Source organism: Bacteroides sp. ET336 (genome assembly GCF_024733815.1).
Taxonomy (GTDB): Bacteria; Bacteroidota; Bacteroidia; order Bacteroidales; family Bacteroidaceae; genus Phocaeicola; species Phocaeicola cellulolyticus.
This window is the reverse complement of the sequence record NZ_JANRHK010000007.1, coordinates 135,314-159,606: the sequence shown is the minus strand read 5'-3', so window position 1 is coordinate 159,606 and position 24,293 is coordinate 135,314. Positions and strand designations below refer to the sequence as shown.

Here is a 24,293-nt window from a genome sequence, read left to right as displayed (position 1 = left end):
AGACTTTGTTTACCTGTAAAATCATTTTTTGAAAGATGTGAAAGTAAAACGCACATAAATTTTACATTACGATTAATTTATTGTAAATTTACCACATTGACAAAAAAATTATATCTATGATAATAAAATCAATTTTAGATACAGACTTATATAAGTTCACTACATCATACGCTTATATAAAGTTGTTTCCTTACGCAATAGGAACATTCAGTTTTAAGGATCGTGACGAAACGGTGTATTCGGATGAATTCCTGAATGCACTTAAAGAAGAATTCAACAGATTGAAAAGAGTAGGGCTGACATCTGATGAACTTGAATATATGTCTGTCAATTGCAGATTTATGCCAAGAGTATATTGGGAGTGGTTGTCTTCTTTCCGCTTTAATCCTGAGATAATAGAGGTCTATCTTGATGAGGAGCGTCATCTGCATATCGAAGTTACCGACTATTTATATAAGGTTACTCTTTATGAAGTTCCTATTCTTGCAATAATTTCTGAAATAAAGAATATGTTTTTCAATCAGAAACCTTTGAAAGAAGAGGTTCTTGCAAAATTAGCCACTAAAGTGGAGTTGTCCAACTCGAATTTCATGCCATTTTCTGAATTCGGAACACGAAGAAGATTTTCTTTCGAAGTACATGATTGGGTGGTAGATTATCTGAAGAAACATTCTAAATACTGTACCGGTACATCAAACTGCTATCTTGCCATGAAATATAATATGCGTCCTATGGGAACGCATCCACATGAATGGTTCATGTTTCACGGAGCCCAGTTTGGATACAAGCATGCCAATTACATGGCATTGGAGAATTGGGTAAATGTGTATGATGGTGATTTGGGTACAGCATTGTCTGATACATATACTTCCGAATCGTTTCTGACAAACTTCAGCCGTAAGCAGGCAAAACTGTTTGATGGCGTAAGATGTGATTCCGGGGATGAACTTGAGTTTGTAGATAAACTTATTGACAGATATAAGGAATTGGGAATAGATCCTGTTACCAAAACAATAATTTTCAGTAATGCTTTGGATTTTGAGAAAGCTTTGTCATTATATAAGTATTGTCAGGGTAAAATAAGATGTTCGTTCGGAATAGGTACGAACCTTACCAATGACACAGGCTACCAGCCGTCGAATATTGTAATGAAATTGTCAAAATGTAAGATGAATGCCAACCAAGGCTGGCGAGAATGTATAAAATTGTCGGATGACATGGGAAAACACATGGGAAGCATAACAGAAGTTCAGGCATGCATGCATGAACTCAGAATAGAATGACCATTAACAGAATTGATATAATAATAGTAATAATATAGTAGAACTATTAAATTGTTGTTAAATACAGAGAAAAACTTTCATTTTATTTCATTATTCCAGAAATATATATACCTTTGCATCGAACAAAAAAAGAATATTATATGAATACAATGTTTTTACATATTTTGCTATGCGGTATTATTATTCTACTGGGAACACCGGTGGGAAGTGAGTCGCGTGCATACTGATGTAAAAATATTAAGATATATCAAGCCTTTCTCACTTCCCTGTGCGAAAGGCTTTTTTTTGATAACTATATAAAATGCAAAGAATATGAGTGAGAGATTATTTATTTTTGACACAACTCTTCGAGATGGTGAGCAGGTTCCTGGTTGTCAGCTTAATACTGTAGAGAAAATTCAGGTTGCCCGCCAGTTGGAAGCACTTGGAGTGGACATTATTGAAGCAGGTTTTCCGGTATCCAGTCCGGGCGATTTCAATTCTGTCATTGAGATTTCAAAGGCTGTTACATGGCCTACTATCTGTGCCCTTACGCGTGCGGTTCAGAAAGATATTGATGTAGCTGCAGAGGCTTTGAAATATGCAAAGCATAAAAGAATTCATACAGGAATCGGTACATCAGATTCACATATCAAGTATAAGTTCAATTCAACAAGAGAAGAAATTATTGAACGTGCTGTTGCAGCAGTGAAATACGCAAAACGATATGTTGAGGATGTTGAGTTCTATGCCGAAGATGCCGGACGTACTGAAAATGAGTATTTGGCCAGAGTGGTAGAAGCTGTAATCAAAGCCGGAGCTACAGTTGTGAACATTCCTGATACTACCGGATACTGCCTTCCTGAAGAATATGGTGCAAAAATCAAATATTTGATGGAACATGTCAATGGTATAGACAAGGCCATAATTTCAACTCACTGTCATAATGATTTGGGTATGGCTACAGCAAATACCATTTCCGGTGTTTTGAACGGAGCCAGACAAGTTGAAGTGACAATCAATGGTATAGGTGAGAGAGCCGGAAACACATCTCTTGAAGAGGTAGCCATGATTCTTCGTTGCCACAATGACATTGATATTGATACAAATATAAATACACAGAAAATCTATCCTACAAGCCGAATGGTTTCAAGCTTGATGAATATGCCTGTCCAGCCTAATAAGGCCATTGTAGGACGTAATGCCTTTGCACATTCGTCGGGAATACACCAGGATGGAGTATTGAAGAATGTTCAGACTTACGAGATTATCGATCCTAAGGATGTGGGTATTGATGATAATGCTATTGTATTGACAGCCCGCAGCGGACGAGCTGCCTTGAAACACAGACTTCATATTCTTGGATTGGATATGACTCAGGAGAAACTTGACAAGGTTTATGAGGATTTCCTTAAACTTGCCGACAAGAAGAAAGATATTTCTGACGATGATATAATGGTATTGGCCGGTGCCGACAGAAATGTGAATCATCATATCAAATTGGAATATCTGCAAGTTACAAGTGGTGTAGGAGTTCGTTCTGTTGCAAGTCTCGGACTTAACATATCAGGTGAGCATTTCGAGGCAGCTGCTACCGGTAATGGTCCTGTGGATGCTGCTATTAAAGCAGTTAAGCAGATTATCAAGCGCCAGATGACACTGAAAGAATTTACTATTCAGGCTATCAGCAAGGGTAGTGATGATGTTGGTAAAGTACACATGCAGGTGGAATATGACGGTCAGATGTATTATGGCTTCGGAGCCAATACAGACATTATTGCCGCATCTGTGGAAGCTTATATCGACTGTATCAACAAGTTCAGAAAATGAAACTTAATTAATAATTAACAATTAATAGTGATTGGTTTTGTTTATATAAAAAACAATAAACTCACAATTTTAAACTTACATGAATACTTTATTTGACAAAATATGGGATGCACACGTAGTGCAGAAGGTTGAAGAAGGACCTACCCAATTATATATAGACCGTCTTTATTGCCACGAAGTGACAAGTCCGCAGGCTTTCGCTGGTATGCGTGCACGCGGTTTGAAGTGTTTCCGTCCTGAGAAAATCTACTGTATGCCGGATCATAACACACCGACTCACGACCAGGACAAACCGATAGAAGACCCTGTATCAAAAGCACAGGTGGATGCCTTGGCACAGAATGCTGCCGATTTCGGTCTGACACATTTCGGAATGATGAACAAGAAGAATGGTATCATTCATGTGGTTGGTCCTGAGAGAGGATTGACACTTCCGGGAATGACTATCGTATGTGGTGACTCGCATACATCTACCCACGGTGCCATGGGAGCCGTAGCTTTCGGTATCGGAACAAGTGAAGTGGAAATGGTTATGGCATCACAGTGTATTCTTCAGGCACGCCCAAAGACAATGCGTATTACTATCGACGGAAAACTTGGTAAAGGAGTGACTGCAAAAGACGTAGCTCTTTATATGATGTCAAAGATGACTACAAGTGGTGCAACAGGATATTTCGTAGAATATGCCGGAGAAGCTATCCGCAGCCTAACTATGGAAGGACGTCTTACGCTGTGTAACCTGTCTATCGAGATGGGAGCACGTGGCGGTATGATAGCTCCGGACGAAGTGACTTTCGAATACATCAAAGGACGCGAATATGCACCTAAGGGAGAAGAGTGGGATAAAGCTCTTGCTTATTGGAAGACCTTGAAAAGCGATGATGACGCTGTATTCGATAAAGAAGTCCGTTATGATGCAGCTGATATTCAGCCGATGATTACATACGGAACTAATCCTGGTATGGGCATGGCAATTACTTCGAATATTCCAACTACAGATGGTATGAGTGAAGTGGAAAAAGGTTCTTTCGAGAAATCTATGCAGTACATGGGATTTACTCCAGGTGAAAGTCTTATAGGAAAGAAAGTGGATTATGTTTTCCTGGGTGCATGTACAAACGGACGTATAGAAGATTTCCGCGCCTTTGCTTCAATCGTTAAAGGACGTAAGAAAGCTGATAATATTACTGCATGGCTCGTTCCGGGCTCATGGATGGTGGACGAACAGATTCGTGAAGAAGGCTTGGACAAAGTTCTTGAAGAAGCCGGATTTGAAATACGTCAGCCGGGATGCTCTGCATGTCTTGCCATGAACGACGACAAAATACCTGCTGGTAAATATTCTGTTTCTACAAGCAACAGAAACTTTGAGGGACGTCAGGGACCTGGCTCAAGAACATTGCTTGCAAGTCCGCTTACAGCCGCAGCTGCAGCAGTAACAGGAGTGATAACAGATCCAAGAACACTTATGTAATCAGTAAAATTGAGTATAACAATGAAACAGAAATTCAATATAATAACAAGCACTTGTATCCCTTTGCCTTTGGAAAATGTGGATACAGACCAGATAATCCCGGCACGTTTCCTCAAGGCCACTACACGTGATGAAAAGTTTTTCGGTGACAATCTTTTCCGCGATTGGAGATATAATCCGGACGGATCGTTGAATAAAGATTTTGTTCTTAATGATCCTAAATATAGCGGACAGGTACTGGTGGCAGGAAAGAACTTCGGAAGCGGTTCAAGCCGTGAGCATGCGGCATGGGCTATAGCCGGATATGGATTCAGAGTGGTAGTGTCAAGTTTCTTTGCCGATATCCACAAGAATAACGAACTGAACAATTTCGTTCTTCCGGTAGTGGTAAGCGAAGAATTCCTGAAGGAACTTTTCGATTCTATATATGCCGACCCTAAAACTGAGGTAGAAGTAAACCTTCCGGAACAGACCATCACCAACAAGGCTACAGGCAAATCTGAGAAATTCGAGATAAATGCTTATAAAAAGCATTGTCTGATGAACGGTCTGGACGATATAGACTTCCTTGTAGAAAACAGGGACAAGATAGCAGCATACGAAGAAGCTGTAAGTAACAGATAATAATTGAACTGATAAATATGGATCATCCTGTAATAGAAATAATGGATACAACACTCCGCGACGGTGAACAGACCAGTGGAGTATCGTTTGTTCCACACGAAAAACTGATGATAGCCCGCATGCTGCTTGAAGACCTGAAGGTTGACAGGATAGAAGTGGCATCGGCACGTGTGTCCGACGGAGAACTGAATGCTGTCAGGATGATATGCGATTGGGCAGCACGCCACAATATGCTATATAAGGTAGAAGTACTTGGTTTTGTGGACGGAACTGTCTCTGTAGATTGGATACATGATGCTGGCGGACGGGTGATAAACCTTCTTTCGAAGGGCTCGGAGAAACACTGCCGCTATCAGCTGAAGAAAACACTGGAAGAACATCTTGAAGATATTCGCCGTACAGTGGCATACGCTTTGGACCGCGATATGGAAGTCAATCTTTATCTGGAAGACTGGAGTAACGGTATGAAAGACTCTCCGGAGTATGTTTTCGGACTTGTTGACGGATTGCTTGATGCAGGAATAAGGCGTTTTATGCTGCCCGATACTTTAGGTATTCTGAATCCTCTTCAGGTGATAGAGTATATGCGCAAGATGAAGAAACGCTATCCAGATTTGCATTTCGATTTCCATGCGCACAATGACTATGATTTGGCAGTCAGCAATGTATTGGCAGCAGTTCTGAGCGGAGTAAAAGGTCTTCACACCACAATCAACGGCTTGGGCGAGCGTGCAGGAAATGCTCCTCTTGCCAGTGTGCAGGCGATATTGAAAGATCATTTTCAGGCTATCACACATATTGACGAAAGCCGTCTGAATGAGATAAGCCGTACTGTTGAATCATACTCAGGTATAAGCATTCCTGCCAACAAACCTATAGTAGGTCAGAATGTATTCACTCAGGTGGCAGGTGTCCATGCCGACGGTGACAGCAAGAACAATCTTTATTTCAACGATCTTCAGCCGGAACGTTTCGGCCGTGTGAGGGAATATGCTTTGGGTAAGAACTCAGGTAAGGCGAATATCCGTAAGAATCTTGAGAGTCTGGGACTGGAACTGGATGAAGAATCAATGCGTAAGGTGACAGACCGTATCATTGAACTTGGCGACCGCAAGGAACTTGTGACTCAGGATGACTTGCCTTATATCATTAGTGATGTGCTCAAACATGATACGGTAGATAAAAAGGTCAAGCTTTTAAGCTACTTTGTCACCCTTGCCCAAGGATTGAAACCTATGGCAACATTGAGCATAGAGATAGACGGTAAAGTATATCAGGAAAGCTCAAGTGGTGATGGTCAGTACGATGCTTTTGTACGCGCATTGCGAAAGATATATAAAGGGACACTGAACCGTAAGTTCCCTATGCTTGTGAATTATGCCGTTACCATTCCACCGGGCGGACGCACAGACGCATTTGTACAGACAGTGATAACATGGAATTATGAAGACAAGGAATTCCGTACCCGTGGTTTGGATGCCGACCAGACAGAAGCAGCAATTAAAGCTACAATAAAAATGTTGAATCTTATTGAATAGAAAATAAACTTAAAACTCAAATACAATGGATTTTAAAATAGCAGTATTAGCCGGTGACGGAATAGGACCGGAAATCTCCGTTCAGGGAGTTGATGTAATGACAGCCGTTTGTGAGAAATTCGGCCATAAAGTTTCATACGAATATGCCATCTGTGGTGCAGACGCAATAGATAAAGTGGGCGATCCGTTTCCGGAAGCAACTTACGAGGCTTGTAAAAATGCCGATGCTGTATTGTTCTCGGCAGTAGGCGACCCTAAATTCGATAATGACCCTACAGCAAAAGTACGTCCGGAACAGGGACTTCTGGCTATGCGCAAAAAACTCGGTTTGTTTGCAAATATCCGTCCTGTACAGACTTTCAAATGTCTGGTACACATGTCTCCTCTTAAGGCAGAACTCGTTGACGGTGCAGACTTCCTTTGTATCCGCGAGCTGACAGGAGGTATGTATTTCGGCGAAAAGTATCAGGATAACGACAAAGCATACGATACAAATATGTACACCCGTCCTGAAATCGAAAGAATCCTGAAAGTAGGTTTCGAATATGCAATGAAACGCCGCAAACACCTTACTGTGGTTGATAAGGCAAATGTCCTTGCTTCTTCACGTTTGTGGAGACAGATTGCCCAGGAAATGGCTCCGCAGTATCCTGAAGTGACTACAGACTATATGTATGTGGACAATGCTGCAATGAAGATGATTCAGGAACCTAAGTTCTTCGATGTAATGGTTACAGAAAATACATTCGGTGATATCCTTACAGATGAAGGTTCTGTAATCAGCGGTTCTATGGGACTTCTTCCATCTGCTTCTACAGGCGAAAGTACACCGGTATTCGAGCCTATCCACGGTTCTTGGCCACAGGCTAAAGGGCTGAACATCGCCAATCCGTTGGCACAGATATTGTCTGTAGCAATGCTGTTCGAATATTTTGATTTGAAAGAAGAAGGAGCATTGGTCCGTCGTGCCGTTGATGCTTCGCTTGATGCCAACGTACGTACTCCTGAAATTCAGGTAGAAGGCGGTGCCAAATACGGTACTAAGGAAGTTGGCCAGTGGATTGTTGACTATATCAAGAAAGCATAATCATTACTCATATACAATATAAAAAGTCCGGACAGTGTTTTTTATTTTCTGTCCGGACTTTTTTTATATTTTCTGTGGTCGAATGTAATAATCTTACTGTGGTTTTCCTTTAAAGAATTTATGTTCCTTGATATTCTTGATTTTTATTTCTGCGTCTTGATAATAGGTTCTTCTGTCATTGTCTATTTCTCCGTTCTCGTCATACTTATAACGCTTGTCTTCAGGAACATTTTCCATATATTTGTTGAAATATTTTAAAGCATTCTCGTAGTCATCTCTGTAATAATATCTGCATCCGATGGTATAGAACAACACATTATCCTTGGAGTATTCGTATTGCTTTAATAAAGCGGCAATTTCGCCTTTGGTGTCAAGGTTCAGCTCGCAGCATTCTGCCAGACCTTTGTAGAGTCGGATCATAACACTGTCTGTTGGCATGGTCAGCGATATGGCAGTATTCATGGCTTCTACACCTTCTCCTTTCCATGAAGTACGTGCAGCAGATTTTGCGAAATAATATAAGGCTCCTGTGTTTGGTCCTGACGGTTGCATTATGCTTATAGCCTTTTTCAGATTGTCGTAAGCGGAATAAAAGTCATAGTTGCCGTAGTACGACATACCGAGATAGAACAGTGTCAGATAAGAATTGTCGCCCATTCTTTTCAAGCTTTCATATCTTTCTATCGCTTTGGGGTACATTTTCATCATGCAGAAAGCTTTTGCATTTTGACGGTTCACGTCTATGTTGAGTGAGTCATGTCGTCGGTATTCCTCTGTAATGAGCATTGCGTATGAATACTGCCCATTGTTGTTTACCATATTGGCTATTCTGGATATAATCTGAGGATCAAGAGAATCACGTCGAAATGCGGCATTATATCCGGCAAAGGCAGATAGAGGATCTTCGTTTTCGTATGTCTCTCCCAGCAGTCGGTATGCCGTAGCCGATGTAGAATCGCGGTCTATCCAGTCATGGCATGCTTTTCTTGCATTTTCCAGGTCGTCAAGAGCAATCAGGGCATTGATATGTTTTTGTCTGAAGAAAGATTTGTCGGGGCTGAGTCTCACGGCATGAGCGTATGCTTCAGAACTTTTCCTTACATCTCCAATCCTTCTGTAGCACTCTGCTATTTCTGCCCATGATTTTAGTGAGGTACTGTCCTGCTCAAGCCTATTCTGAAGTAGCGGAAGTGCGGTTTGCCATTTGTTGAGTTCCTTACAAGCCTGTAGTCTGAGTTCCGTACATTCCTCGTCAAGCGAGTCGGTACACGAAGTAAGTTCGAGAACCTTTTCGTATTCGTAGTTATCAATGGCAATTCTTATGCTGTCCTTGTTTTGAGCCAGCACTCCGAGCGTAAAGGTGCATGACAAACAAAAAAGAAGTCTTCCTGATTTCATATTTATGTATGTGGTTTATAGATTTTTCTTAATCTCGTCCTCTATCTCTTTGTCACTTATCTTTTCGGCGTATCCTTGGAATTTCTTCAATATCTTTCTGTCTTTACCTATCAGATAAAATTGAGGAACACTGCTTCCGGCCTGATAGTCATTAATAAGTTTTTCTATACTTTCCTTGTCGGCAGTGAGGAATTTGTATTTTATATCATTCTTCCTGATATAGTTCTCGCTCGATGATTTTCTCTTTATCCATGTCTCAACAGCTATGATTTCAAGCTCATTATTGTCGTATTTCTCTCTAAGCCTGTTCAGGAAAGGGATAGAAACTTTACACGGACCGCATCCTATTCCTGTGAGCTGTAGAAGGACAATTTTCGATTTAATGTCTTTAAGTGAGATTTTCCGGTCGTTAATATCAGTCAGAGTCCATTCCGGAGCAGTCTTACCTGTCATGTCAACGGCAGGCTTCTCTTTTTTCTGTCCTCTTATATACCGTTCATAGCCTTCCGGATAGTAATCTTCTGCTATTATTTTTCCCATTCCCGAGGGGTTGAATACAAAGTCGGAACAGATTTCTTCATTTATATTATGTTGCATTTCCCTGCGATAGCGGTATGGCATATCATTTTCTTTAGAAATCCATACTTTGTAAATAGATGTAGGGTCGTATGTGTAAGGGTTTTCCGGCATATATTGTGCCTTACCGAAAAACTCTACCTGATTGGGCATATTTATCGTCAGTTCCATAAGAAAATCTTTTCCCTCGTCCTTCAGTGTGAGGATAATGCTGTCGTTTGTGTTCAGCGCATAATCTATTATTGCTTTCATGTGATAAAAAGCTTCTTGTTTGATTAATCTGAATGGTAAAGGCCTTTTTCGTGTGAAGTCATCTATTACTATTTCTTTCTCCTTTTCTTCAATATATGATTGAACAGTTCCATCATATACTGATAGAGGATGCTTGAATTCCTTGTCTGATGCAATTAAATATGAATAACCTATGGCGGTATCTTCAGGATTTACATGCTCGTATATTTCCCTCTGTTCATCGTATACAGGTTCATTGTCTCCCGGCTCCCAAGATTTAAGTACACAATGGTATTTTACTGAATTTACCTTGTTCATATTCTCAAGCACTTCAGAAAGATATTCCCTGTCAGTTTTCTTTCCGCAGGCGGAAAACATTACCATAAATAATATAGAAATATAAATGTAGATATGTGTTTTCATAAATAGTGAAATTTGTTATTTGTGGTGATTTATTTTACGAATTTTTCAATTTTTTCTTTTATGATTCCTTTACGATACCCTGTCCAGATGTCTATTACCTTACATTCCGGAGATATCAGTACATAATGAGGTACGCCCTTTACACCGTATGCTGCCGCAAGTCCGTCGTTTACAGAACGAAGCTCATTCCACTGATTCCCGGTCATGTTGTTCTCCTTTATGAATTTCTTCCATCTGTCCTCTGTATTACTGCCTATACTTACAGTTTCAAGTTTTTCTTTATAAATTCTGCCAACTTCTTCCATTTCGGGTATTGAGGCCATACAAGGCTGGCAACCTATACTCCAGAAATCCAGCAGGATATATTTGCCTTTGAATTCGGAAAGACTACGTTTGTTTCCTTCCGTATCGTACAAAATTCCGTCCACCATATTTTCACCAGTTTTTACAGTTTCAGTCATTTTCATGTAGGCTGCTATCTCTCGTCCTACACGCGAATTCTTGTCTTCCTCAGTCAGGCGTCCGTATAGGGAATATACCAAATCTTTATGAGAATATTCAGGATTTTTATTTGTAAACAGATGCAATACCTGATAATAGTATTTTTCGAGCCACACTTTTGTCACCGGTGCGGTTTTCATGTATTCCAGTTCGCGAAGACGTGCCTTGTCCTCCAGCGGAAATACATGATTGTTTCTTATGGAATCTATCTGGTTTCGTATAGAAATGTCGCTTATATCCTTTCGGAACAATTCATATACTATCATCTCATTATTGAGCGCTTCAACCATTTCAGGCATTCCTATTTTGGTGAACTCACTTTCGTATTTCTGCTCTGGCACATTGCTTTCCACTTCCCAGAAAGGACAAAGCATCCCTTCACCTTGTATTTTAATTTCAGCTCCGGAAGTTATCCATAAAGGTAGTACTCTCACAGAAAAGGACTCCTTATATATTGTCATCAATTGCAATTGTTGAGGCACTTTGGAACTCATAGTATCTCTGAGAATGAATTTTCCTCCGATTATTGTGTCAGATACTATTTTAGCGGAGAACCTTCTGTCTTCTGCTTTGCATAGAGTGACAATAGTGCTGTCGGGGATATTTTCTATGTATCCCTCAATGAGGAATTCTCCTTCAGGAACTTTTTTATTATTACCGCTACAACCGCCAGTTGTAAATCCTAATATTATAGATGATAGTATAAAGAGCGTTGTTCTCATTGTATTAGTCTTATATTAAGAATCCACTTTAAGATTCCTGCCGTTAATCACATCTTAAAGTGGATTCAGAAAATTGATTTACTGTAGTCTGAATGTTACAGGGACAGTGTATTTCACTCTTACAACCTGACCTTTCTGCATTCCCGGTTTCCATTTTGGCATTCCGCCCAATACTCGCAATGCTTCAGCGTCAAGATCCGGATCTACAGAACGTACAACATTGAATTCAGTAGGAGTTCCGTCCTTTTCAACTACGAACTGTACAATAACTCTTCCTTGCACTTTTTTGTCCTGAGCTGCCTTAGGATATTTTATATTATCCTTAAGGTATGTCATAAGCTCCTTCATGCCTCCAGGGAATTCAGGCATCTGTTCCACTACGGCAAATGCTTCGTCTTTTGTGACAGGTTTGTCAATAGGGACTTCCTCTACATCAGGTTTTACTGTAGCAGCATTTTCTTTTACATCATCAGTCTTTGTTGCTTCCGAAGAGCATGAAATGTTTCCGGCAAGGAGTAGAGCAAAGGCCGGAATGGTGAACAGGGCATATTTGATATGGCCCGCACCGTTTGTCTTTTTCTTGTTCATCATAATGATACGTTGTTTAAGGTGAGAAAAATTAAAATTATTAGATAAACCGTACTTGTGACTGTATGTCAGTCCAAGCAGGTGATATTGATAGCTTTTTGTGGCAAATCCCGCATCCATAACCCTTCTGTCTGCCAGGAATTCAAGATTCAGTCTCACTTCGCGTTTCATAAGCCATGCGAATGGATTTATCCAGCAACATATATTTACCAGTTCGGAGATAATTACATCTATGGAATGTCTCTGGCGTACATGAGCCATTTCGTGAGTGAGAATTTCGCTTATTTCCTCTTCTTTTACATTGTCAGGATTCAGGAAAATCCAATTGAAGAATGAAAATGGTTCTGACTTGTCTTTCATGCATTTTATACGTATTCCGTTCACTGTTTTTTCCGATGTACGGAGTATAATCATATATAGGCTAATGGCCTGAACAATCAGTCTTACGGATAATGCCAATATACCTGCGATGTATATATTTTTTATCCATTCGGAAATTACGAATACCTGATTTCCCGGTTCCGTTCCAGCTGTTCCGACTACTATTTCAGGAATAGTGGTGGAATAATCAAAATTTGTCAGCATTACCAGGCTTTCACGTGTCTCCATCCATTCACGGATATCAATCAGTGGTATGATGAACGGAAGAATAAGTGACAGCAATAGTATCAACCGTCTTGAATTGAAGAGGGTATCGCGTGTGCATATCAGTTTATACAGTGCGTAAAACAGGATTATGCCCAAATTGACTTGAAGTAGGTATATCATAAATAATGTATTTTAAAGTATTGAAGATTTTACAGTAATCTGACAGAGATTTATTTGTCATCTTCTTTTTCTATCAGATTTATAATTTCGTTAAGTTCGTCTTTCGAAATCTTCTGTTCCTTGGCGAAGAAAGAAACCATTTCCTTGTATGAGTTGGCAAAGTAGTTTTTTACCAGACTGCTTACCGAATTTTTGGTATATTCTTCCTGTTTCACCAGTGGGGTATATCTGTAAGTGTTTCCGAACTTTTCGGCTTTCAGGTAACCCTTTCTTTTAAGATTGGTTATTATTGATGCAACCGTGGTATAGGGTGGGAGCGGTTCGTCATAACATCCCACTACATCTTTCACATAGCAAGGTCCCAATTTCCATATAAAGCGCATAGCTTCTTCTTCCTGAAATGTAAGTTTTTCCATATCGTATCAATCTTTTAATTACTAACTTTTCGCAAATCTACGAAATAATCGTAATTATGCAAATATTAGAAGGTTAAACATGGTTAATATCAGAATTAATTATCATTGTCCGTTTGATCGCAGAAGTTAACAATAAAACGACAGCTCATTCTACTTAGAATGAACTGTCGTTTTTGTACGGGTGTTTTGTGGTTGAAATTATGTCAAAATTTTTTCACTCTGATATGGCAATAAGGCTCGCCTCCTGTTTTGTCATAGTAATGTTGGTGGTAGTCCTCTGCTTCCCAAAAATGTGATGCCGGAGTAAGTGCTGTATTGACTTCATATCCTTTGTCGCGTAAGATGGAAATTACATTCTGTGCCTGTTCCAGCTGTGAATTATCAAGATAGAAAATCTCACTTCTGTATTGAGGACCTATGTCAGGACCTTGCCCGTCAGTCTGTGCAGGGTCGTGTATTTCAAAAAACAGTTTACACAGGTCTGTGTATGAAATCTTTTCGGCGTCATACTCTACAAGTACCGCTTCGGCATGCCCTGTAGTGTGAGCCTTTACTTCCTGATATGTAGGGTTTTCCTTGTATCCACCTATGTATCCCACTGTGGTGTTTATCACACCGTTTGCCTTTTCCATCTGGTGTTGTACTCCCCAGAAACATCCGCAGGCAAAAATAGCTTTTTCTGTTTTCATGATTTCAGTCAGTTTTATAAATGAATGTGCAAACATACAAAAAGATTTTAACTGCTGCACTATATATCTGTTTATCTGTTACCTTTGCGTCATAAACTACTGAATATTCGTGATTATGAAGAAAATATTGATACTCATTTTTATATCGTTTTGTACTTTATTCCAATCTTATTCGCAATCGTACAATGAGATTGTGGACCGTGCGATGAAATATGCCTTGACTGATAGTCTTGTACAGGCAGAACAGCTTTTCCGAGAAGCGTTGAAGATTGATCCTAACAATGCGCGTAATGCCCTTCTTTTTTCCAATCTTGGTACGGTGCTTAAGCGTATGGGACGTACGGATGAGGCTATAGAAGCATATACCATGGCTCTTAATATCACTCCCTATTCCACAGCCATGCTTCTAAACCGTGGAACTCTGTATCTTGACAAAGGATTGGACTCAAAAGCGTATGTAGATTTCTGTAACGTTATAGACCTTATACCTGAGAATATAGAAGCACGTCTTTATCGTGCATACATTTATATGCAGAGGCGTGAATATAAGGAGGCGCGCATAGACTATAATGTAATAGTAGGCAAGGAACCGTCGCATAAGGCTGCCAGAATAGGTCTGGCAATGCTTGATCAACTTGAGGGAAACCTTACTGGGGCACGTGACAAATTGAATCTGCTCATCGGTGAGTTCACTGATGATGCATCACTCTTGATAATGAGAGCAAATCTTGATTTGGAAAGAGGATATCCCGAGGCTGCTGTTCTTGACCTGGAAGAAGCGTTGCGTCTTAATCCTAATGATGCGGAAACCACAGTGCAGTTGGGTGATGTTTATCTGTCATTGAAAGATAAGGACAAGGCCCTTAAGGCATACGAAAAAGCTATCTCTTTGGGGATACCTCGTTCGGCACTCTTGGAGCAGATTAAGAAATGCAAATAGGTAATACTTGGTGTTTTATCCTATATTTATATCTTTATGAGTTGTAATATTTCTTTATCGCATTTACAAAATCACGTCCGTATTTCTTCTTTTTATATTCGCTGAATCCTGAAATGTCGTCAAGGTCTTCCAGAGTTTTGGGTTTCTTGTCGCAGAGCGATTGCAGCGTACTGTCGGACATTACAATATATGGAGGAATGGCTTCCTGTTCTGCCAGTTTTAGTCTTAACAGACGCAGAGTCTCGAACAGGGAGTCTTCATTTTCCAGATTCCCGTAAGCATTTTTCTTAATCTGTACAGGCGATGTAACGATAGTATTCTTTTTATATTGCTTATTGGAGAATTCATCTTCTTTAATGACAACCAGTTCCGCATTCTGTTTTCCGTACAGAACCTTGGCTCCCAGTTCGGTTATTTTCAGATGGTTGTTTTCGTTGTATGCTATTTCTATGTATCCCATGTTCAGCATTTGTAGCAGATAGTTTTGCCAGTGGCGTGAAGGAACGTCCCTTCCGGCTCCGAAAGTCTTTATTTTGTCGTATTCCTTTTCCGAAATTTCTTGTGTAAAGTTGCCTCGTAATATTTCTATAAGTGTCCCTGTGGCTATCTGTTGGTTGGTTCTTACTATTGCGCTCAGAGCTTTCTGTATAATAATAGTTCCATCAAATCTTTCAGGAGGATTACGGCATACGTCGCAATTGCCGCAGTCATGTTCCATTGTCTCTCCGAAGTAACTCAACAGGATTCTTCTTCGGCAGATGTCGGCTTCGGCATATTGCTGCATACGGTTAAGTTTCTCTATGTTTATTTCCTTCTGGTTGCTTTCTTCGGCAAATTTGGTAAGTTGGATCATGTCGCCAAGTGAATAGAACAACATAGTGTCGCTCTTCATGCCATCTCTACCAGCACGTCCTATTTCCTGATAGAAACTTTCTATGCTTTTAGGCAGGTTGTAGTGTATCACCCATCTTACGTTCGACTTGTCTATTCCCATTCCGAAAGCAACGGTGGCGCACACTATCTGTACACGGTCGTTGATGAAATCATCCTGTGTCTGTTCGCGTTCGAAATTCGACAGTCCTGCATGATATACTGCAGTGTCGAAACCTTCGTCGTAAAGAAGTTCGGCAACTTTCTCGGTAGTCTTTCTGCTCATGCAGTATATTATTCCGCTTTCATTGCCATGTTTTTCTATGAATCTTTTTATTATTCTGATTTTTTCTTTCTGCTGATATCCTTTCTTTACGTCAAGACTCAGGTTAGGACGGTCGAACGAGGAAATGAACACTTCCGGTTCATTCATTTTCAGCTGTTTTACTATGTCCTGACGTGTAATTTTGTCTGCTGTGGCAGTAAGTGCCACTATCGGAATCCTGGGGAACTGTTTTCTAAGTATGTCCAGCTGTGTGTATTCAGGGCGGAAATCATGTCCCCATTGCGAAATGCAGTGAGCTTCGTCTATGGCAAAAAGAGATATCTTAATGTCTCTGAGCAGATAGCTTGTTTCAGATATAAGTCTTTCTGGAGATATATATAGCAGTTTTACTTTTCCCTGCAGGCACTCCATACGTACATTCGTATTGTCAGTATCAGTGTTCATGCTGTTCAGTGCGCGTGCGGCTATGCCGTTGGCCTGTAATGCTTCCACCTGGTCTTTCATCAGCGAAATCAGTGGTGAAACCACTATGGCTGTACCTTCCATCATAAGTGCCGGAATCTGGTAGCATAAGGATTTGCCCCCACCTGTAGGCATAAGAACCAAGGTGTCTTTTTTGTTTAGTATATTTGTGATTATTTCTTTCTGTTGAGGACGGAACTCTGTATATCCGAAATATTTTTTGAGAATATCGAGCATTTGATAAGTCTGTTTTTGTTTGTGCAAAGATAATATTCTGCGTCTATACATACGAAAAAATGTTGACAAATATTTTGTAGTCTGAAAAAAATCTTACAAATTTGTATTGAAAAAATGTGAACTAGGACTAAAATAAATCAGCACAAATGGAAAATAATCATGAAGTAATAAATAATGAAAATGACGTACAGGTGAAGATGCCATATAATCTTAGAGAAAAGAAAATAAAGTCTGCACCTTATAGAGATCTTATAAGGACAGAACTGGCAGACGAACTTTACGACAGGATATATGAGCTGGTAGTAACGCAAAAAAAGTACAAACAGCCTAACTTCTCAGCCAGCGATTTGGCCAAGATACTGAAGACTAATACCAGATATCTTTCAGCTGTGGTTAATTCCAAGTTCAAAATGAATTTTTCGTGCCTGCTTAATGAATATAGAATTAGGGATGCAAAACGTATGCTTTCAGACAAAAGATATGCCGGAAAGAACATCGAGGAAATAAGTGCGATGTCAGGGTTTGCAAACCGTCAGTCTTTTTATGCAGCTTTCTACAGAATTGTAGGTATTACTCCTAATGAATACAGAAAAAATCATGAAAACGCCTGAAGATAATTTTAATTATTCTGTAGAGCAGTTTGCCGATCTGCAGATTTTACGATATAGAGTACATGGTTTCGAATCTTTGACATTAAATCAGAAGAAACTTATTTATTATCTCTCTGAAGCAGCTTTGAACGGGCGTGATATTTTGTTCGACCAGAACGGTAAGTATAACATGAAGATACGCCGTCTTCTTGAAGCTGTGTATTTACATTACGACGGCGACCGTTCGGATTCGGAATTTCTGGCGTTCGAAGTGTATCTGAAGAGAGTTTGGTTCTCAAGCGGAATTCATCATCATTATTCCACAGACAAATTCATTCCGGGATTTTCTGTGGATTTTCTTCGTGATGCTGTTATGTCATTGGATAAATCTCAATTGCCATTGTCCGAAGGAGAGACAGTGGTGGGATTATGTAATAAATTGTTTCCTGTAATTTTCGACCCTGCCATAATGCCTAAACGTGTTAATCAAGCAGATGGTGAAGACTTGTTGCTGACATCGGCTTCGAATTATTATGTAGGTGTCACACAGCAGGAGGCAGAGGATTTTTATGCTGCCATGAAATCGCCGGATGACGAGACTCCTGTCATGTACGGAATGAACAGTCGTTTGGAAAAGAAAAACGGAGAGATAACCGAAGTGGTCTGGAAACTTGACGGTGAATATGGTAATGCCATCCGTAAAATTGTCTATTGGCTTGAGAAGGCTATGGATGTAGCAGAAAATGAACATCAGAAAGAGGTGATACGTCTGCTCATAGAATTTTACCGTACAGGAGATTTGAAAATATTTGACGATTATTCCATTTGTTGGCTAAAGGATACAGAATCTCGTATCGATTTTGTAAATGGATTTATAGAAAGCTATGGCGATCCGCTCGGAATGAAAGCCAGCTGGGAGTCAATAGTAAACTTTAAAGATATGGAGGCTACTCACCGCACTGAGGTGTTGAGTAGTAATGCTCAGTGGTTTGAAGACCATTCGCCGGTATCTTCACAATTCAAGAAGTCTGAAGTTAAGGGTGTATCAGCAAAAGTCATTACGGCTGCCATACTTGCGGGCGATCTTTATCCTGCCAGTGCTATAGGTATCAATCTTCCTAATTCAAACTGGATTCGCAGTGTTCACGGTTCCAAGTCAGTGACAATCGGCAATCTTACTGATGCATATAACAAGGCTGCCAAAGGTAACGGTTTCAGAGATGAGTTTGTGTATAGTGAATATGAAAAGCAGCTGCTCGACAAGTATGCTGATATAACAGGTGACCTTCATACCGACTTGCATGAATGTCTCGGTCACGGTTCCGGCAAACTCCTTCCTGGTGTTGATCCTGATGCTTTGAAGGCATATGGCGCTACAATAGAAGAGGCACGTGCTGATTTGTTCGGACTTTATTACATACCTGATGCAAAAATGGTCGAGCTCGGCCTTACTCCGGGCAGTGAAGCTTATAAGGCTGAATATTATTCGTATATGATGAACGGATTGATGACTCAGCTTGTCAGGATAGAGCCGGGATGCTGTATTGAAGAATCGCATATGCGTAACCGTCAGCTTATTGCTGCATGGGCTTTGGAGCATGGGGCAGGAGATGGTGTTGTGCAGCTGGTTGTAAAAGATGGAAAAACATTTGTTGTCATAAATGACTACGAAAAGTTGCGCTTACTGTTTGGCGAATTGCTTGCCGAAATCCAAAGAATAAAGAGCGAAGGTGATTATGAGGCGGCACGCGAACTGGTAGAGAAATATGCCGTAAAAGTTAATCAAAAATTGCATTCTGAAGTTCTTGAAAGATACAAGTCTCTTAATCTTGCTCCATATAAAGGATTTATAAATCCTGTTTATAGTGTTGTGACAGACGATGACAATAATATAATAGACGTAAAAACAGACTATAGCGAAGGTTATGCCGAACAGATGCTTCGTTATAGTCGAGATTATTCTAATCTTTGAATTTATATCATGAACGACGTACAAGAAATTATAAAAGATATAAAATCGAAGTTCCGTTTGTATATGAATGGCGTAATTTCGCAAAGTATGCGCGAAAAGGGTATGGACTACAAACTGAATTTCGGTATCGAATATTCCCGTATCAAGGAAATTGCTGCAGGATATGAAAAAAATCACGAACTGGCTCAGGCTTTGTGGAAAGAGAATATCCGTGAGTGCAAAATAATGGCTACACTTCTGCAGCCGGTTGATTCTTTCTATAAGGATATAGCTGAAATATGGATTGAGGACATGAAATATCCTGAATTGGCAGAATATACCGTTATGAATATATTGCAGCATGTGGATTATGCTTCGGATGTAGTGTTCAAATGGATTGCCGACGAACGTATTTATTTCCAGTTCTGCGGATATATGCTGATGACTCGCCTTCTTATGAAGGGCATGAAGTTGAACGAACGTGCCGAGGCAGAGTTTTTGGATCAGGCATTCACTGAAATCGAAGGTGGAGAACCTATGGTGAAAAAGGCTGCTGCCACAGCGCTGAAGAAATTTGCCACACAGTCAAAAGAGAATGCCAAAATGGTGGGCAGACAGTTGGGCCTTTTAAGCAAAACAGCCAATCCGGAACTGAAACTTTATATCGATGAAATAAAATATGATATAGAATATTGTCAATAGTTTCTTGGATTGAGTAAATTATATTAACTTTGACGGCTGAAGATATTTTTTAATGGCAGACAAGATAAAAGATACGGTAAAACAGGTGCTTACAGAGTACCTACAGAAGAACGGACATCGTAAGACGCCCGAGCGTTATGCTATACTTGATTCCATATATTCCATAAAGGGACATTTCAATATAGAAACCTTGCTTCAGTATATGGAAGAGAAAGAAAAGTTCCGTGTCAGCCGTGCCACTCTTTATAATACTATTATTCTTCTGATAGATGCCGGTCTGGTTATAAAACACCAATTCGGTAATACTTCGCAATATGAACGTTCGTATAATAATGAAACCCATCATCATATGATTTGTACTTCTTGCGGAAAGGTTTCGGAATTTGAAGACGAAAATCTGAAGCAGGCTGTAGTTCAGAGTAAATTGAAAGGTTTCCAACCTACGCATTATTCGTTGTATATATACGGACTGTGCAGTAAATGTGTTTCCAAACGAAAAAAGAATAAATAAAAACTATTTTAATAAATATAACAATCATGAAAGTAGATGTCTTGTTAGGTTTACAGTGGGGCGACGAAGGTAAAGGTAAAGTTGTCGATGTTTTGACTCCACGTTATGATGTAGTTGCGCGTTTTCAGGGTGGTCCTAACGCAGGTCATACTTTGGAATTCGAAGGACAGAAATATGTTCTCCGTTCTATTCCGTCAGGAATTTTCCAGGGTGACAAAGTAAATATTATCGGTAATGGTGTAGTGCTTGACCCGGCATTGTTCAAGGCAGAGGCAGAGGCTCTTGAGGCAAGCGGACATCCTTTGAAGGAACGTTTGCACATTTCTAAGAAAGCACATCTTATATTGCCTACACACCGTATTCTGGATGCAGCATACGAAGCAGCAAAGGGAGCTTCAAAAGTTGGTACTACCGGTAAGGGTATCGGTCCTACATATACAGATAAAGTCAGCCGTAACGGTTTGCGTGTAGGTGACATATTGAATAACTTCGAAGCTAAATACGCCGCTGCAAAAGCTCGTCACGAACAGATCTTGAAAAGTTTGAACTATGAATATGATATCACTGAACTTGAAAAACAGTGGATGGAAGGTATCGAATATCTCCGTCAGTTCAATCTTGTAGATAGCGAACACGAAATAAACAATCTTCTTAAAGAAGGTAAGAGCGTTCTTTGCGAAGGTGCTCAGGGAACAATGCTTGACGTTGACTTCGGTTCTTATCCTTTCGTAACTTCTTCAAATACTATTTGTGCGGGTGCTTGTACAGGTCTTGGTCTTGGCCCTAACAAAATAGGCGAGGTTTACGGTATCATGAAAGCTTACTGTACACGTGTTGGTTCAGGTCCTTTCCCGACTGAGTTGTTCGATGAAACAGGAAAGAAAATCCGTGACCTTGGTCATGAATACGGAGCTGTTACAGGTCGTGAACGCCGTTGCGGATGGGTTGACCTTGTAGCTTTGCGTTACTCTATCATGATTAACGGTGTTACTAAGCTTATTCTTATGAAGAGCGACGTTCTTGACGGTTTCGAAACAATCAAGGCTTGTGTTGCTTATAAGGTAAACGGCGAGGAAATAGATTACTTCCCATTCGATATCAACGAAGGTGTAGAACCTGTTTACGTAGAAATGCCGGGATGGAAGACTGATATGACTAAGATGACTAGCGAAGATGAATTCCCTGAAGAATTCAATGCTTACATCTCATTCCTTGAAGAACAACTTGGTACTCCAATCAAGATTGTTTCTGTAGGTCCAGACCGTGCACAAACAATTGAAAGATATACTGAAGAATAATCTTTCTGGATTATAATACATTTGGCTGCTGGTTTTCATAGTTTGAATGAAAATCAGCAGCTTTTGTTTTTCCGTAAGCAAAAGTGTTTATTTACTGAATAAATATTTGTGGATGATATCTATTTGCTTTTATTTTGAAAGAATTAAGCTTTAAATTTTTGCAATTGTTTATTTTAATATATATTTGTGGAAACAAATTATTAATTACTATCTCTCTCTTAAATTTAATCCTTCAGTTGGGAGGCGTTCTCTGTGATTGAGGGCGTCTCTTATTTTTGGCTTTCATTACAAAATCTTGTTAACCGATAATTCCTATTTAATGTAAAAATACTAACTTTGCCGACACTTTGTAAATCAATATGTAGAGAATGATTTCAGTAGAAGGATTAAAAGTTGAGTTTGGAGTTACTCCTCTGTTTGAGGATGTATCATACGTGATAAATAAGAAGGACCGTATAGCACTTGTCGGTAAGAATGGAGCCGGTAAATCTACCATGCTAAAGATTCTTGCAGGCCTGCAATCACCTACTGATGGAGTAGTGGCGGTTCAGCGTGGAGTTACTATAGGGTATCTGCCTCAGGTAATGATACTGAGTGATACCAGAACTGTTATGGCTGAGGCTGAAATGGCCTTCGAGCATATTTTTGAATTGCAGGACAGTATCTCCAGAATGAATCAGGAACTGGCAGACAGAACAGACTACGATTCTGAGAGTTATCACGAACTGATAGACCGTTTCACTCACGAGAACGAGAGGTTCATGATGATGGGCGGAACAAACTATAAGGCGGAGATAGAACGTACGCTTACAGGATTGGGATTCTCAAGAAGCGATTTTGACAGACCTACATCCGAATTCAGCGGTGGCTGGAGAATGCGTATAGAACTTGCAAAACTCTTGTTGCGTCGTCCTGACGTTCTTTTGCTCGACGAGCCTACCAACCATCTTGACATAGAGAGTATCCAGTGGCTTGAAAACTTCCTGAAGATGAGTCCCGGAGCTGTGGTACTTGTCAGCCACGACCGTGCCTTTATCAATAATGTTACGAATAGAACTATAGAAATATCATGCGGACATATATATGATTATAAGGTTCCGTACGACGAGTTTGTGGTTTTGCGTAAGGAACGCCGCGAGCAGCAGCTTCGTGCATACGAAAACCAGCAGAAGGAAATAAAGGATACAGAAGAGTTCATCGAACGTTTCAGATACAAGGCCACAAAGGCTGTTCAGGTGCAGAGCCGTATAAAACAGCTTGAAAAGATTGTTCCTATTGAGATAGACGATGAGGATACTTCTTCTTTGCGACTGAAATTCCCGCCTGCTATCCGTTCAGGAAACTATCCTGTGATATGCGAGAATGTAAAGAAGGCATACGGTGACCACGTTGTGTTCCATGATGTCACACTTACAATAAACAGGGGTGAGAAGGTTGCTTTCGTAGGAAAGAACGGTGAAGGTAAATCTACACTTGTCAAGTGTATCATGGATCAGATTCCGTACGAGGGAAAACTTGTGATAGGACATAACGTACAGATAGGATATTTCGCACAGAATCAGGCACAGCTCCTCGATGAGAATGTAACAGTATTCGACACAATAGACCGTGTGGCAAAAGGTGATATCCGTCTGAAGATACGTGATATTCTTGGGGCTTTCATGTTCGGAGGTGAGGCTTCAGAAAAGAAGGTGAAAGTCCTTTCAGGAGGAGAACGCAGCCGTCTGGCAATGATAAAGCTTCTGCTTGAACCAGTGAACTTCCTTATCCTGGACGAGCCTACCAACCATTTGGATATGCGTTCCAAAGATGTCTTGAAAGAGGCTATCAAAGAGTTTGACGGAACGGTGATTGTTGTATCCCACGACCGTGAGTTCCTTGATGGACTTGTAACCAAGGTATATGAGTTTGGTGGTGGAGTAGTGAAAGAGCATATCGGAGGTATATACGATTTCCTTCAGAAAAAGAAAATGGAAAGTCTGAATGAACTTCATCTGTCGCAGTCGCCTACAGCTTCTTCGCAAAAAAAAGAAGTGCAACAACCGGCACAGTCGGAAAGCAAGCTTTCTTACGAAGCCCAAAAGGAACTGAACAAGAAAATCAGAAAACTGGAAAAACAGGCTGCCGACTGTGAAGACAGAATTTCCAAAATAGAAACTCAAATATCGCAACTGGAAGAAAAGATGGCTACTCCTGAGGGAGCATCCGACATGAAACTCTATGAACAGCATCAGGATTTGAAAAACCAGATTTCCCAGATTGAGGAAGAGTGGGAGACGGCACTGATGGAAATAGATGAACTTAAAACAGAACTATAAC

20 protein-coding genes are annotated in these 24,293 nt (G+C 40.2%); 13 read left to right on the top strand and 7 right to left on the bottom strand.

Annotation, left to right across the window (positions count from 1 at the left end):
* The first annotated feature begins 116 nt into the window (after positions 1–116).
* The 6 genes from pncB (at position 117) to leuB (ending at position 7,815) form a co-directional block, all read left to right on the top strand.
* Positions 117–1,283: a nicotinate phosphoribosyltransferase gene (gene pncB / locus NW213_RS08915; RefSeq protein WP_258322530.1), complete on the top strand. Its 1,167-nt coding sequence runs from the start codon at positions 117–119 to the stop codon at positions 1,281–1,283.
* Between the two features lie 312 nt (positions 1,284–1,595).
* Complete coding sequence (locus NW213_RS08910; protein ID WP_154043983.1) at positions 1,596–3,092, top strand: 2-isopropylmalate synthase; 1,497 nt, start codon at positions 1,596–1,598, stop codon at positions 3,090–3,092.
* Positions 3,093–3,171: 79 nt separating this feature from the next.
* Positions 3,172–4,566: a 3-isopropylmalate dehydratase large subunit gene (gene leuC, locus NW213_RS08905; RefSeq protein WP_204447382.1), complete on the top strand. Its 1,395-nt coding sequence runs from the start codon at positions 3,172–3,174 to the stop codon at positions 4,564–4,566.
* Between the two features lie 21 nt (positions 4,567–4,587).
* The gene (gene leuD, locus NW213_RS08900; protein ID WP_154043981.1) at positions 4,588–5,190 is read left to right on the top strand and encodes a 3-isopropylmalate dehydratase small subunit; all 603 of its coding nucleotides are present in this window, start codon (positions 4,588–4,590) and stop codon (positions 5,188–5,190) included.
* A gap of 17 nt (positions 5,191–5,207) precedes the next feature.
* Positions 5,208–6,728, top strand: coding sequence for an alpha-isopropylmalate synthase regulatory domain-containing protein (locus tag NW213_RS08895; protein WP_258322529.1), 1,521 nt, complete (start codon positions 5,208–5,210; stop codon positions 6,726–6,728).
* A gap of 25 nt (positions 6,729–6,753) precedes the next feature.
* Positions 6,754–7,815 carry a 3-isopropylmalate dehydrogenase gene (gene leuB, locus NW213_RS08890; RefSeq protein WP_258322528.1) on the top strand — a complete coding sequence of 354 codons (1,062 nt, stop codon included), beginning with the start codon at positions 6,754–6,756 and terminating at the stop codon, positions 7,813–7,815.
* 93 nt (positions 7,816–7,908) lie between these two features.
* On the opposite strand, the gene NW213_RS08885 is transcribed toward leuB, so the two are convergent.
* The 6 genes from NW213_RS08885 to msrA all read right to left on the bottom strand — a co-directional run bounded on the left by NW213_RS08885 (position 7,909) and on the right by msrA (position 14,127).
* Positions 7,909–9,213 (bottom strand): lipopolysaccharide assembly protein LapB, encoded by a 1,305-nt coding sequence (locus NW213_RS08885; RefSeq protein WP_258322527.1) that lies wholly within the window; start codon positions 9,211–9,213, stop codon positions 7,909–7,911.
* Between the two features lie 15 nt (positions 9,214–9,228).
* A complete protein-coding gene (locus NW213_RS08880; protein ID WP_258322526.1) occupies positions 9,229–10,443 on the bottom strand; it encodes a TlpA disulfide reductase family protein in 1,215 nt (404 codons plus the stop codon).
* Positions 10,444–10,472: 29 nt separating this feature from the next.
* Entirely contained in the window at positions 10,473–11,666 is a 1,194-nt protein-coding gene (locus tag NW213_RS08875) for a peroxiredoxin (protein ID WP_258322525.1), read from the bottom strand.
* A gap of 78 nt (positions 11,667–11,744) precedes the next feature.
* Positions 11,745–13,022: a M56 family metallopeptidase gene (locus tag NW213_RS08870; protein ID WP_258322524.1), complete on the bottom strand. Its 1,278-nt coding sequence runs from the start codon at positions 13,020–13,022 to the stop codon at positions 11,745–11,747.
* Positions 13,023–13,072: 50 nt separating this feature from the next.
* The gene (locus tag NW213_RS08865; RefSeq protein WP_204393570.1) at positions 13,073–13,438 is read right to left on the bottom strand and encodes a BlaI/MecI/CopY family transcriptional regulator; all 366 of its coding nucleotides are present in this window, start codon (positions 13,436–13,438) and stop codon (positions 13,073–13,075) included.
* 203 nt (positions 13,439–13,641) lie between these two features.
* Positions 13,642–14,127 carry a peptide-methionine (S)-S-oxide reductase MsrA gene (gene msrA / locus NW213_RS08860; protein ID WP_258322523.1) on the bottom strand — a complete coding sequence of 162 codons (486 nt, stop codon included), beginning with the start codon at positions 14,125–14,127 and terminating at the stop codon, positions 13,642–13,644.
* Between the two features lie 115 nt (positions 14,128–14,242).
* Between msrA and NW213_RS08855 the strand changes: the two genes are divergently transcribed.
* A complete protein-coding gene (locus NW213_RS08855; RefSeq protein WP_258322522.1) occupies positions 14,243–15,067 on the top strand; it encodes a lipopolysaccharide assembly protein LapB in 825 nt (274 codons plus the stop codon).
* 34 nt (positions 15,068–15,101) lie between these two features.
* Here the strand turns inward: NW213_RS08855 and recQ are convergent, their stop codons facing one another.
* On the bottom strand, positions 15,102–16,922 hold the full coding sequence (gene recQ, locus NW213_RS08850) for a DNA helicase RecQ (protein ID WP_258322521.1): 1,821 nt from the start codon (positions 16,920–16,922) through the stop codon (positions 15,102–15,104).
* 146 nt (positions 16,923–17,068) lie between these two features.
* Here recQ and NW213_RS08845 point away from each other — a divergent pair, with 146 nt between their 5' ends.
* The 6 genes from NW213_RS08845 to NW213_RS08820 all read left to right on the top strand — a co-directional run bounded on the left by NW213_RS08845 (position 17,069) and on the right by NW213_RS08820 (position 24,292).
* A complete protein-coding gene (locus tag NW213_RS08845) occupies positions 17,069–17,533 on the top strand; it encodes an AraC family transcriptional regulator (protein WP_258322520.1) in 465 nt (154 codons plus the stop codon).
* Positions 17,520–19,484, top strand: a complete 1,965-nt coding sequence (locus NW213_RS08840) for a dipeptidyl peptidase 3 (RefSeq protein ID WP_258322519.1) — start codon at positions 17,520–17,522, stop codon at positions 19,482–19,484. The genes NW213_RS08845 and NW213_RS08840 overlap by 14 nt, the downstream gene beginning before the upstream one ends.
* Before the next feature lie 9 nt (positions 19,485–19,493).
* On the top strand, positions 19,494–20,165 hold the full coding sequence (locus NW213_RS08835; RefSeq protein ID WP_154043970.1) for a DNA alkylation repair protein: 672 nt from the start codon (positions 19,494–19,496) through the stop codon (positions 20,163–20,165).
* A gap of 52 nt (positions 20,166–20,217) precedes the next feature.
* Positions 20,218–20,676 (top strand): Fur family transcriptional regulator, encoded by a 459-nt coding sequence (locus tag NW213_RS08830; RefSeq protein ID WP_154043969.1) that lies wholly within the window; start codon positions 20,218–20,220, stop codon positions 20,674–20,676.
* Positions 20,677–20,702: 26 nt separating this feature from the next.
* Positions 20,703–21,974: an adenylosuccinate synthase gene (locus tag NW213_RS08825; RefSeq protein ID WP_154043968.1), complete on the top strand. Its 1,272-nt coding sequence runs from the start codon at positions 20,703–20,705 to the stop codon at positions 21,972–21,974.
* A gap of 368 nt (positions 21,975–22,342) precedes the next feature.
* A complete protein-coding gene (locus NW213_RS08820) occupies positions 22,343–24,292 on the top strand; it encodes an ABC-F family ATP-binding cassette domain-containing protein (protein ID WP_235340632.1) in 1,950 nt (649 codons plus the stop codon).
* The last annotated feature ends 1 nt before the right edge of the window (position 24,293 follow it).